The organism is Vreelandella sp. H-I2 (assembly GCF_052959335.1).
This window is the reverse complement of record NZ_JBRAMC010000001.1, coordinates 56,131-68,805: the sequence shown is the minus strand read 5'-3', so window position 1 is coordinate 68,805 and position 12,675 is coordinate 56,131. Positions and strand designations below refer to the sequence as shown.

Below are 12,675 nucleotides of genomic sequence, written 5' to 3'. Positions count from 1 at the left end.
ACGTGCAATTGGGCGGTGATTATACACGATAGGGGCTTGCTTTGAGTACATCACTCACGAATCACACTGAGGGGGTAACGAGGCCCGCTGAGAGCATCTTCGATACGTTTGAGTACTAGCGGGCTACGTAGCCGCGCCTGTTGATCCAAGGCACGAATCTGCTCAAGTGTAAGCCAGTGCGTGGCGACGATATCGGGGTCAAGAGGGAGGTTGAGCGGGGTAAGTGGCTCGGCAATAAAGCCGTGGCTATGGAACGTTTGCCCGCCAACGGTATGAAAAATATACAGCCCAAGGTAACTGGTGAGCGATACCTGCCAGGCAGTCTCTTCTTGAACCTCACGCAGAACAGCCTCAATGGGGCCTTCGCCGGGTTCGATATGCCCGGCGGGCTGGTTAAACACACTGGTGGGTCCACCGCGCTGTTCTTCCACCATTAAGTAGCGTTCTCCCTGCTGAATAACACAGGCCGCCGTGCTGTGAATAAGGTTCATAATGGCTTCCTGCGTTTGGCGGTGGGTCGTGCTCGTTGACGGGAGTGCGTATTGGCAGGCCGGGGGGCGTGTAATGTTTCTTTACGCCACTCGCCAGGCATTAAATCATCTAACCGCCAGGGTCCAATCGCCGTGCGAATCAAACGCAGCGTGGGAAAGCCGACATGCGCTGTCATGCGCCTTACTTGGCGGTTACGGCCTTCACTGATGGTTAGCTCCAGCCAACTGGTCGATGGATGCCGCTTGGGGTCGATGGCCGGTTGGCGCGTTGCGGTAACGGGTGGTGCTATCCTGCGCGCCTTGGCTGGCTGTGTTGGGCCGTCTTTAAGCACAATGCCCTGGCGCAGCGCCTTTAGTGCTGCGTCATCTATGTGTCCTTCGAGTTGGGCCCAGTAGGTTTTGGGCTGCTTGTGGCGCGGGTGAGAAATGCGGTGAATCAATTCGCCGTCATCGCTGAGCAGCAGCAGGCCTTCAGAATCGTAGTCAAGCCGCCCGGCAGGATAAATATCTTTTACATCAATATAGTGAGCCAGCGTTTGGCGTCCTTCGCGGTCACTAAACTGGCTCAATACGTGAAAAGGCTTGTGCAATAAATAGAGGTTGCTCATGACATCTCGTTACTCTTTGCCCTTGGCGTGTCGGTACATCCCTCATGCGCATGAAGTGCAGCGCTGGTATACTCCGGCCTAGCTGCTGGGGCGCACATCGCTGAGTTCGCGCTCCGCTCAAGATTCCTTGCAATCAGGTTCCTTGCAATTTTAGTGACAAGAGAGGTTAACGCAAAAATGACCAAAACGCCGAAGATCATCTACACGCTCACCGACGAAGCCCCTGCGCTCGCGACACACTCCCTGTTGCCGATTATTGATGCATTCACCGATTCTGCAGGTATTCAGGTAGAGACGCGTGATATTTCTCTGGCCGCTCGGATCATCTCTCAGTTCCCCGACTACCTGAGTGAAGAGCAACAGATCGGCGATCATCTGGCAGAGCTTGGTGAACTGACCAAGACCCCAGAAGCTAATATCATCAAATTACCCAATATCAGTGCCTCACTGCCCCAGTTAAAGGCGGTGATCAAAGAGCTACAGCAGCAAGGTTACAAGCTTCCTGACTACCCGGAAGCGCCGAAAAATGATGAAGAGAAAGACATTCAGGCGCGTTACGACAAAACCAAAGGCAGCGCCGTTAATCCCGTGTTGCGGGAAGGTAACTCTGATCGCCGCGCCCCGCTGTCGGTTAAAAACTACGCCCGCAAATACCCGCACCGTATGGGCGAGTGGAGCAGCGATTCTAAATCCCACGTCGCGCACATGAGTGAAGGTGACTTTTACGGTAGTGAAAAGTCGGCACTGATTGAAAAAGCCACTGATCTTAAAATTGAGTTGGTGGCTAAAGACGGCAGCACCCAGGTTCTTAAACAGAAAACGTCTGTGCTTGAAGGCGAAGTGGTCGATGGTGCTGTGATGAGCCGTAACGCGCTGCGTCGTTTTGTGGCCGATGAAGTCGCTGATGCGAAAGCCAAAGACGTGCTGTTTTCGCTGCACCTGAAAGCAACCATGATGAAAGTCTCTGATCCGATTATGTTCGGCATGGTGGTCAGCGAATTTTATCAGGACGTGCTGAGCAAATATGCGGATGATTTGCAGCAGGCGGGCTTTGATCCCAATAACGGTATTGGTGACCTTTACTCGGCGATTAAGTCGTTGCCGGAACAGCGCCAAACCGAGATTGAAAATGACGTCCAGGCGCTATATGCCGAGCGTCCACGTCTGGCGATGGTGAACTCCCATAAGGGTATTACCAACCTGCACGTACCCAGCGATGTGATTATCGATGCATCCATGCCAGCGATGATCCGCGACTCCGGCAAAATGTGGGGCGCCGACGACCAGCTTCACGACGTCAAAGCGGTCATTCCGGATCGTTGCTACGCAGGCATCTACCAAACCGTGATCGAAGACTGCAAGCAGCACGGCGCCTTTGATCCGACCACCATGGGTAGCGTTCCTAACGTTGGCCTGATGGCGCAGAAAGCGGAAGAGTACGGCTCTCACGATAAAACGTTCCAGATTCCCACCGACGGCACGGTGCGTGTTACGGATACAGACGGCAACGTCGTACTTGAACACGGCGTTGAGCAGGGCGACATCTGGCGTATGTGCCAAACCAAGGATGCTCCGGTTCGCGATTGGGTGAAACTGGCCGTGAATCGTGCTCGCGAAAGTGGCACGCCTGCTATTTTCTGGCTGGACGCCCAGCGCGCCCACGATGCCCAGTTGATCAAGAAAGTAGAACGCTACTTGAAAGATCATGATACTGATGGCCTGGATATTCGCATCATGGCGCCGGAAGAGGCGATGCGTTTCTCGCTTGAGCGTATCCGTAAGGGCGAAGACACCATCTCCGTCACCGGTAACGTACTGCGCGATTATCTGACCGACCTGTTTCCGATCATGGAGCTCGGCACCAGCGCCAAAATGCTCTCAATCGTACCGTTGATGAATGGCGGTGGCCTGTTCGAAACCGGCGCGGGCGGTTCAGCGCCCAAGCACGTTCAACAGTTGTTGGAAGAGAACCACCTGCGTTGGGATTCGTTGGGGGAGTTTCTGGCCTTGGCAGCCTCGCTTGAACACCTGGGCAGCACTTTCGATAACGCCCGTGCGAAAATGCTGGCCAAAGCGCTTGATCAAGCTAACGGTAAGTTCCTGGACAGCAACAAGTCACCTTCGCGCAAAGTTGGTGAAATCGACAATCGCGGTAGCCATTTCTATTTAGCGCTATACTGGGCAGAAGCCTTGGCTGAACAGAATGACGATAGCGAGATGAAATCGCTATTTGGACGCTTAACTGAGCAGTTGCAGGCCAAAGAAGCGACCATTATCGATGAGCTTAATAGTGTGCAGGGCCAGCCTACCGATATTGGTGGTTACTACCACCCTGACCATGCGTTAACGGGCAAAGTGATGCGTCCCAGTAAAACGCTTAACGAAACGTTGGCACTGGTCGCGAAAGGCTAACAGCGAACTCTTTGATGAGCCCTGTCACCCCCGTCCGCTTGGCGGGCGGGGGTTTTATGTCTTTTGCAGTGTGATATTTTGAACTTTCCATGAACCCTTGCTGATCTTGGGCGTCTTAGAAAGGAGTCTTTTATCTAGGCCCTTTTATCGGTCAGCTTTGAGACAACCAACCGTGCTGCTTATGTCCAACCTAGAGAGTTCATATTGGGTCAACTTGCCTGCTTACGCGGGAATGACGCGACCTGGTATGCCCGATGAAGATGATGATATAGCGGTGCAGCCGGCGGAACCAGCGCTGGCGCAGCCGCCACTTTATAAGGTGGTGCTTCATAACGACGATTACACGCCGATGGAATTCGTCATTGAAGTACTGCAAGGTTTTTTCAACATGGATAGCGAGACGGCCGTCCAGGTCATGCTCGCGGTACATACCCAAGGAAAGGGCACTTGCGGCGTGTTTACTCGCGATATAGCGGAAACCAAAAGTTATCAGGTAAACGAGTACGCCCGGGAGTGTGAGCATCCGTTAATAAGTGATATTGAGGCTGCCAATTAAAAACGTTGAGAAATAATTGGCGGTGAGGCTTGCAACCGTGCCATTTGTACCCGATGTTGAGAGTATTGATCGATTAAACTGATCCGACGTCAAGCCCTAGGTGGCGATACGCCCTAGGTAGTAGCGAAAAGGGGACTGCCATGCTGAGCAAAGAACTTGAAATGACCCTGAACACGGCCTTTACCGTGGCGCGCTCCAAGCGCCATGAGTTTATGACCGTTGAGCACCTGCTGCTAGCGTTGCTGGATAATGCCTCAGCGGTAGACGTACTGAAGGCCTGCGGGGCTAACCTCGACAAGCTGCGGTCCGATCTGCAGGATTTTATTAACTCGACTACCCCGCTGATCCCAGAAGGCCAGGGTGATCGAGAAACACAGCCTACGCTTGGTTTCCAACGCGTTTTACAGCGTGCTGTATTTCACGTCCAGTCATCAGGTAAAAGCGAGGTATCCGGTGCAAATGTGCTGGTAGCCATCTTCTCCGAGCAGGAGAGTCAGGCGGTTTACTTCCTTAAACAGCAAAGTGTCGCCCGCGTTGATGCGGTTAATTATATTGCCCACGGTATTTCTAAAGTGGCTGGGCACGGTCCGTCACCTTCCCCGTCCTCATCTGAAAGCGAAGACGCAGAAGAGGGAGGCAGTGAAGGCGCTGCGCATCCGCTTACTGGCTACGCCACCAATTTGAATGAACAGGCGCGGCTAGGAAAAATTGATCCGCTGATTGGTCGTGATCATGAGCTTGAGCGCGTGGTACAAATTTTGGCGCGGCGGCGTAAAAATAACCCGCTCTTGGTGGGTGAGGCAGGCGTGGGTAAGACCGCGATTGCCGAAGGCTTGGCCAAGCGAATTGTCGAAGAAGACGTGCCTGATGTCATCGCCGATGCGGTGGTGTACTCGCTGGATATGGGCGCGCTGCTGGCCGGCACAAAGTATCGCGGTGATTTTGAAAAACGCCTTAAGAGCCTGCTGAGTGAACTACGCAAGCAGCCCAACGCAGTACTCTTCATTGATGAGATTCATACTGTGATCGGTGCCGGTGCCGCCTCCGGTGGTGTGATGGATGCGTCTAACCTGCTCAAGCCGCTGCTCTCCTCGGGCGAGCTGCGCTGTATTGGCTCGACAACGTTCCAAGAATTCCGCGGGATCTTCGAGAAAGATCGCGCCCTGGCACGCCGCTTCCAAAAAGTGGATGTGTTGGCGCCGTCTGTGGATGACACCATTAAGATCCTCAAAGGCTTGCGTTCACGCTTTGAAGAGCACCACGAGCTCAAATATACCGACGGCGCGTTAGAAAGTGCGGCGCGTTTGGCAGATCGCTACATCAATGATCGATTCCTGCCCGACAAGGCGATTGATGTGATTGATGAGGCGGGTGCTCATCAGCGTCTGTTGCCGCCGGAAGTGCGTGCCAAAACGATCGACGTTGAGCAAGTGGAAGCCGTGGTGGCGTCGATTGCGCGTATTCCGCCGAAGAGTGTTTCAAGCTCCGATCGCAAGCTGCTTGAAAAGCTCGACCGTGATCTGAAAATGCTGGTCTTTGGTCAGGATGAAGCGATTGATAGCCTTTCTGCGGCCATTAAGCTTTCGCGGGCAGGGCTTAAATCGCCTGACAAACCCGTCGGTAGCTTCCTGTTTGCCGGGCCGACAGGTGTGGGTAAAACCGAAGTGGCCAAGCAGCTTGCGCATATCATGGGCATTGAGCTGGTACGCTTTGATATGTCCGAGTACATGGAGCGTCACACCGTATCGCGTTTGATTGGTGCGCCTCCTGGTTACGTGGGTTATGACCAGGGTGGTCTGTTAACTGAAGCGGTCACTAAGCAACCTCACTGTGTGCTGCTGTTGGACGAGATTGAGAAGGCGCACCCGGAAGTCTTTAACCTGCTGTTGCAAGTGATGGATCATGGTCGCTTGACGGATAATAACGGGCGCGAAGCCGACTTCCGTCACGTTATCGTCATCATGACTTCTAACGCCGGAGCTGAGCAGGCATCGCGCCGTTCGATTGGTTTCCAGCATCAAGACCACTCAACTGATGCGATGGAAGTGATTCGTCGCACCTTCTCGCCCGAGTTCCGCAACCGTTTGGATGGCATTATCCAGTTCCATGCGTTACCGGTCTCTGTGGTGCGCAATGTGGTCGACAAGTTCTTGATCGAACTGCAGGCGCAACTGGATGAGAAACGTGTTCAACTGGATGTGGACGATATGGCGCGGGATTGGCTGGCCGACAAAGGCTACGATCCTGACATGGGTGCACGCCCAATGGCGCGCCTCATTCAAGAGAAGCTGAAGAAGCCATTAGCCGAGATGATATTGTTTGGCGAGTTGGCAGAGCACGGCGGGATTGTTCATGTCAGCCTGGAAGAGGGGGAATTACACCTTTCGACAGAAGCTGAAATGGCCGATGCGCCCTGAAAAGGGCGCTAAGACCGCCTGAGCCGACCACCTGATTATAGTGGTTGCCGTAAAACGCAGCGCCCTGTCTTCGACGGGGCGTTGTTGTTTTAGCGAGAGCAACGTTAGCGCGTACGGTCGTGTTTAGCGCGAGCGGTAAACGATACGGCCTTTGGAGAGATCGTAAGGCGTCAGCTCTACTTTTACCTTATCCCCAGTCAGAATGCGGATATAATTTTTGCGCATTTTGCCGGAGATGTGAGCGGTAACAACGTGACCGTTTTCCAGCTCAACACGAAACATGGTATTCGGAAGGGTATCGACGATGACGCCTTCCATTTCAATATGATCTTCGCGTGCCATATAGGCATTTCCTCACTGATGAGTTAGTAATATCACAATCGGTTAGAATTTGAGTGCCGCTAGGTAAGCGCTCAATAAACAGCGCTATATTGTGCCGTAAGCCCGCCGCCAAGGCAAAAAAGCTGACGTGTTTAACGAATTAACTGTCGCCAATGGCGCCCATCGAGCATTTCCAGCGGCGCAAAAGCCTGTTTGTAGCGCATCTTACGGCACTCTTCGATCCAATACCCTAAATATAGGTGCGGCAGCGCATTTTCTCGGCAGAGCTCAATGAGCTGAAGGATAGCAAAGGTGCCTAATGAGCGCTTATCCAGCTCTTCACTAACGGCAAAAAATGTGTAGATTGCCGAAAGCCCATGCTCCAGCTGGTCAAAAGCAGCTACCCCGACCAAGTCGTCGTCGAGGTACATTTCCATAAGATGCGCATAGGGCTCATCAAGGGTAAGAAAGGTGCGGTACTGCTCACGGCTGGGTGGATACATATCCCCGTCGGCGTGGCGTTGGTGAATATAGTCAGCATAAAGTGCGTAGTGACGTGGCGCAAAGTGAGCGGGCATGACGCGGATATTAATATCAGCATTGCGCCGCCAAATTTTACGCTGAGTGCGATTGGCTGCAAACTGTTCAACCGGAATGCGCACCGATCTGCAGGCGTCGCAGCCTTCACAGTGAGGGCGATAAAGGTGGCGCCCGCTGCGCCGAAACCCTAACAAGGCCAGCGAGTCATAGACCCCAGGCACGGGGGACTCCTGAGGGTCGAGAAACAACGTCGTTGCTTCCCTGCCGGGTAGGTAGCTACAAGCATGAGGCACGGTAAGGAAGAAGCGCAAATCCCGCACCGGGCGACGCGGCGTGTTACTGCTCACAGCTTGCCTCCTCGTTGTAAAAATGGTTGAAACAGAATGAATTCATCCTTTTGCGTTACCCTCGGCGGCGATCGCATTCAGCCAGAGCGACGCGGGAACAGCCGGTGCCTCAATGGATGATAAGGTGAACGCCTTGTCGGGCAACCAGTCCTTAAGATAGTTGATGAATGCCTCGCGGGCGACTGTAATAGCGCCCAGGCTAGCTAAGTGGGGGGTATGCATTTGGCAGTCGATGAGTTTACCGCCATGTTCGCGCATGGCTCTGGCTAGGTGTGCCAGTGCCACCTTAGAAGCATCTGGTACCCGGGAAAACATGGATTCGCCGAAAAACACCGGGCCCATGGCGATGCCATAAAGTCCGCCTACCAAGTGACCGTCTTGATGAATTTCAATGCTGTGGGCAATGCCCAGCGTATGTAACAGGCTGTAGGCGTCGTGCATTTCGTCAGTTATCCAAGTACCAGCCTCCTCACCACGTGGTGCAGCACAGGCTTGAATAACTTGGTTGAAGTGTTGATCCAAGGTGACATGAAAGCCACCATGGCGAATTCGTTTTGTTAGACTACGACGCTGCTTAAATTGTTCAGGTAGGAGTATCATGCGCGGGTCGGGGCTCCACCATAAAATGGGGTCGTCGTCGCTGAACCATGGAAATATTCCTTGCCGGTAGGCTTCTACCAGCCAGGCGGGGGAAAGCTCTCCACCGGCAGCCAGCAGGCCGTTGGGAGAATTCAGGGCCTTAGATGTAGATGGAAAGCTAGGATATGGCGAGGAAAGCCAAGGTAGCATTATTTGCTCCTGATACGACGTTCTTGTACTGAGCGCTTAACGAGAGGCTCTGTGACGGCGAAAGGATGCTCGGTATCATGCAAACTCGCAAGTGGATTAAAGACGCCATTGAGGTGTAAAGGGAGACTCGCTTGAAAGTGACTAAAGCAGTAAACAAGCGAACGCAGCGTAGCGCGCGTCAAACACCATCATCGGCTTCTTCTGCGCGCGTTAACGCCGCGAAGGATAAGGCTCGTCGTTTTGGCCTGCGCTTACAAGGCTCCGTGCGCGAAGGCGTAGTGGTGATACTGCTTGCGCTGTGTGTGTTTTTATTATTAGCGTTATTCAGCTACCACCCCTCTGATCCCGGCTGGTCTTACCAGGGGCCGGAAACAGGTATACGTAACTGGATGGGGCAGGTGGGAGCCTGGTTAGCAGATGTGCTCTATTCGCTGCTTGGTGCCAGTGCGCTTTGGTGGCCGGGTATGTTTGGTTTCGCCGCCTGGTGGTTGATTCGCTCACGCCAAGTGCGCTTTGAACTCGACCCTGTTGCGATTGCCGTGCACGCGGGTGGGTTAGTATTGCTTATTTTTGGCACCACCATGTTAGGCGCGCTGCACTTTTATCATCCTGATAGCATGCTTCCCTACGCTTCGGGCGGTATTTTAGGAGAAGGGTTGGTTGGCGCGCTTAGGCCGCTGGTAAGTAGTGGTGGCGTAGGGCTAATCGCTGCGGCATTGATTCTAAGCGGCTTTCCGCTCTTTAGCGGTATGTCATGGCTGCAGGTGGCGGATGAAATCGGCAAGCGGATTTGTCGCCTGGGCGGTTGGCTAGCGGCACGTCGGCAAGCCAGGCGGATGCGAGCTGCGCAGCGTGCAGCGGCTAAAGCCGCCCAGCCTGCACCGAAAGCTCAGGCTACACCTGAAGCTAATGCTAAAACTAAAGCCGAACCCGCTGTCGTTAAACCTGACGTGGAACCGGTGGCGGCTCAGCCTGCGTCTGAATCGGTGAGTAAAAACAGCGGTGGGCGTGAACGGCGTGAACCGGGCTTCTCCATGCCGCTTGATGACAGCGCCATGGATAACTCAGGCAATACTGTAGAAGGTCACGAAGCTACCGATACCTCGATTCCTTGGGAAGCTGCAGCGTTTTCAAGCAATAAGCACGTGCCGCCTAAAACACCCGCCCCTGACGTCGAGCCATCGATCAAAGCGCCTGAAAAAACGCCAGTGCCGCCAGCCAATAAGCCGGAGGAAGAGACTGCAAGCGTAGCGCCGTCTATGCCGCGGGAAAATGCCTTTGTGCAGGCTGACACACCGCCGGTAACGCCTGAGCCTACTGAAGAGCCTAAGGAGCACGATACCTCCTTCCCTCTGCGTGCAACACGCCAAGAAGAGTCATCGGCACCCGCTGCAAGTAGTAGCTTCTTTGTCAGGGACGAATTTGTCAGCGACGAAGCGCCTGTTAAGACCGAAGCGCCTGTTAAGACAGAGTACCTTCAGGATGCGTCGGTTGAACGCCGTAGTGAGCCTTCACTTACCGGCGAGCCACACCCCGGTATACGCGAGCCTGAATCATCTGTGTCTCAGCCAGTGCCCGCACGTAAACCTGAACGTGTCGCTGAGGTTGTCCCTGAGCCCGTTTGGGACGATGAAGAAGTGTACGATGAGGAAATGGACGACGAGCTATACCAGGCAGACCGAGCTGGCGAAGCGCGCTCAATCCCTACACCGCCGCCCACACCAGCAGCGCGACAGGAACCCACCTTTGCGCCCGATGAGAGCACGTCAGAAGCCGATGAAGGGCCCACACTTTGGACCGTGGAGCATTTGCAGAGCCAGCGCCCTGCCTTTGAAACCATGGACGAACCCGAAGGCGAGGTGCCGAGCCTGCAACTACTAACGCCTGCAGAGCCACATCAGCCGAATTACACCGACGAGCAATTGGCCGATATGGCTGAACTGCTGGAGGTGCGGCTGCGTGAATACGGGGTCAAAGCCGAAGTCGTCGATACCTGGCCTGGGCCGGTTATCACGCGCTTTGAGATTAAGCCTGCTGCGGGTGTCAAAGTTTCAAAAATCAGCAACCTGGCGAAAGACTTGGCACGTTCACTGATGGTGAAGAGTGTGCGTGTAGTGGAGGTTATTCCAGGGCGCCCTACAGTAGGGATTGAAATACCTAACCCCAATCGCGCCATGATTCGCCTGCGCGAAGTCATCGATTCCGACCGTTACCAGCAGGAAACGTCGCCGCTAACCATGGCGCTCGGCCAGGATATTGGCGGCAGCCCCGTCGTGGCCAACCTGGGTAAAATGCCCCACCTACTGGTGGCTGGTACTACCGGGTCAGGTAAATCGGTGGGTGTTAATGCCATGTTGATTTCGATGCTGCTCAAAGCGAAGCCCAGCGAGCTGAAGTTGATCATGGTCGATCCAAAGATGTTGGAGCTGTCTGTCTACGACGGCATTCCTCATTTGCTGGCGCCCGTGGTGACCGATATGAAAGAGGCGGCTAACAGCCTGCGCTGGTGCGTGGCCGAAATGGAGCGCCGTTACAAGCTAATGGCGGCTATGGGGGTGCGTAATATCGCTGGCTTCAATGGCCGCTTGGATGAAGCCGAGCGCGCCGGTGCTCAGGTAGCGGACCCGCTTTGGGAGCCTCAGCCGTGGGAAGTGCATCAGCCCCATCCGGTGTTGGAGAAGCTGCCCTATATCGTCGTCGTAATCGACGAGTTTGCCGATATGTTTATGATTGTCGGCAAAAAGGTCGAGGAGCTGATTGCGCGCCTAGCGCAAAAGGCGCGCGCCGCTGGTATCCATTTGATTCTGGCGACTCAGCGGCCCTCGGTGGATGTCGTGACAGGCCTTATCAAAGCCAATATCCCTTCACGGATGGCGTTTCAGGTTTCTTCACGCATTGATTCTCGCACCATTCTCGATCAGGGCGGTGCTGAAAGCCTGCTGGGTCATGGCGATATGCTCTATCTGCCGGCCGGATCTGGACCGCCTAATCGCATCCACGGTGCGTTTGTGGATGACGACGAAGTGCACCGGGTGGTCGATGACTGGAAGCGCCGTGGCGCGCCGGAGTATATCGAGGAAATTCTTTCTGGTGGGGTCTCTGCTGATGCTTTAACTGGTCTTGAAGCCGAAGGGGGCGATGGTGACGATGCCGAACAGGATGCGCTCTACGATGAAGCTGTCCAGTTCGTCACTGAAACACGCAAAGCCTCGATTTCCGCGGTGCAGCGTCGCTTTAAGATCGGCTATAACCGGGCGGCACGCTTGGTTGAAGCCATGGAAGGGGCTGGCGTGGTGACCTCTATGGGCACTAACGGCGCACGGGAAGTGCTTGCGCCGCCACCGGTAGGCCATTAACCAAGCACAATTATGCAATAAGCGTGAAAGTAGCGCCGCAGTTGAAACCCTGCGGCGTTTTTCTCGTCTGACGATGACACGTCTGAGTTAGGCATTAACGGTTAAGCTGACCGCACTGATTGACTATTGAGCAATGGATATTTGATTTGGCAATGGCTGCCTAGGGAGAGTATATGCGCGATACGCAAGCACGACGACCTTCACCGCTGGCATTTGCCGCAAGCGCCTTGGGTTTAACCTTTGGCGCGCCGGTATGGGCGGATGATGCCGCTGAACGGTTAACTGAGCGCTTAGATCCGCTTGAAAGCTATCAAGCCGCTTTTGAACAGCAGATTTTGGATAGCAGCGGCGAACGCCTACAAAGTGCGCGTGGTGAAATGTGGTTGTCCCGCCCCGGCTTGCTGCGCTGGGAAGTGGAAGCCCCATACTCGCAAACCGTGGTTTCCGACGGCGATGATGTCTATTTGTACGATCCCGACCTTGAACAAGTCACCGTTCAAGCGATGGATGAACGTGTAACGCATACGCCCGCACTGCTGTTGTCAGGAAGCGTTGACGAGTTAACCGATAGCTATGAGGTTTTCTATGAACAGGATGGTGGTGAAGACGTCTTTACCCTGGTGCCTATCTCTGTCGATACGCTGTTTGAAGAGTTAAGCATGGTGTTTGAGGAAGACAGCCTAACTGAGCTGTGGATGATGGACAGCACCGGGCAGCGCACCGCGATTACCTTCAGCAATATTACCAGCAACGGCAATATCGACCGGAGTATGTTCGATTTTGAGATCCCTGAAGGGGCAGATGTTATCCGCGAAGAAATGTGAATAAACGTTCAGGC

Annotated in this window: 10 protein-coding genes; 5 read left to right on the top strand and 5 right to left on the bottom strand. The window is 54.3% G+C overall.

Annotation, left to right across the window (positions count from 1 at the left end; genetic code table 11):
* Positions 1-50 precede the first annotated feature (50 nt).
* Both ACUVOF_RS00325 and ACUVOF_RS00320 read right to left on the bottom strand, forming a co-directional pair.
* Entirely contained in the window at positions 51-491 is a 441-nt protein-coding gene (locus tag ACUVOF_RS00325; RefSeq protein WP_447042467.1) for an NUDIX hydrolase, read from the bottom strand.
* Positions 488-1,099 (bottom strand): pseudouridine synthase, encoded by a 612-nt coding sequence (locus ACUVOF_RS00320; RefSeq protein WP_447042466.1) that lies wholly within the window; start codon positions 1,097-1,099, stop codon positions 488-490. The genes ACUVOF_RS00325 and ACUVOF_RS00320 overlap by 4 nt, the downstream gene beginning before the upstream one ends.
* 177 nt (positions 1,100-1,276) lie before the next feature.
* Between ACUVOF_RS00320 and ACUVOF_RS00315 the strand changes: the two genes are divergently transcribed.
* From ACUVOF_RS00315 to clpA, 3 genes are all read left to right on the top strand, one after another.
* Complete coding sequence (locus tag ACUVOF_RS00315) at positions 1,277-3,511, top strand: NADP-dependent isocitrate dehydrogenase (RefSeq protein WP_447042465.1); 2,235 nt, start codon at positions 1,277-1,279, stop codon at positions 3,509-3,511.
* A gap of 247 nt (positions 3,512-3,758) precedes the next feature.
* The gene (gene clpS, locus ACUVOF_RS00310) at positions 3,759-4,067 is read left to right on the top strand and encodes an ATP-dependent Clp protease adapter ClpS (RefSeq protein WP_447042464.1); all 309 of its coding nucleotides are present in this window, start codon (positions 3,759-3,761) and stop codon (positions 4,065-4,067) included.
* 140 nt (positions 4,068-4,207) lie between these two features.
* Positions 4,208-6,484 carry an ATP-dependent Clp protease ATP-binding subunit ClpA gene (clpA, locus tag ACUVOF_RS00305; protein ID WP_447042463.1) on the top strand — a complete coding sequence of 759 codons (2,277 nt, stop codon included), beginning with the start codon at positions 4,208-4,210 and terminating at the stop codon, positions 6,482-6,484.
* 123 nt (positions 6,485-6,607) lie between these two features.
* Here clpA and infA read toward each other — a convergent pair whose 3' ends face one another.
* From infA to aat, 3 genes are all read right to left on the bottom strand, one after another.
* Positions 6,608-6,826, bottom strand: a complete 219-nt coding sequence (gene infA, locus ACUVOF_RS00300) for a translation initiation factor IF-1 (protein ID WP_007111068.1) — start codon at positions 6,824-6,826, stop codon at positions 6,608-6,610.
* A gap of 131 nt (positions 6,827-6,957) precedes the next feature.
* A complete protein-coding gene (locus ACUVOF_RS00295; protein WP_447042462.1) occupies positions 6,958-7,692 on the bottom strand; it encodes an arginyltransferase in 735 nt (244 codons plus the stop codon).
* A gap of 42 nt (positions 7,693-7,734) precedes the next feature.
* Entirely contained in the window at positions 7,735-8,481 is a 747-nt protein-coding gene (gene aat, locus ACUVOF_RS00290) for a leucyl/phenylalanyl-tRNA--protein transferase (RefSeq protein WP_447042461.1), read from the bottom strand.
* Between the two features lie 131 nt (positions 8,482-8,612).
* Between aat and ACUVOF_RS00285 the strand changes: the two genes are divergently transcribed.
* Positions 8,613-11,837 carry a DNA translocase FtsK 4TM domain-containing protein gene (locus ACUVOF_RS00285; RefSeq protein ID WP_447042460.1) on the top strand — a complete coding sequence of 1,075 codons (3,225 nt, stop codon included), beginning with the start codon at positions 8,613-8,615 and terminating at the stop codon, positions 11,835-11,837.
* 173 nt (positions 11,838-12,010) lie between these two features.
* Complete coding sequence (gene lolA / locus ACUVOF_RS00280) at positions 12,011-12,661, top strand: outer membrane lipoprotein chaperone LolA (RefSeq protein ID WP_447042459.1); 651 nt, start codon at positions 12,011-12,013, stop codon at positions 12,659-12,661.
* The last annotated feature ends 14 nt before the right edge of the window (positions 12,662-12,675 follow it).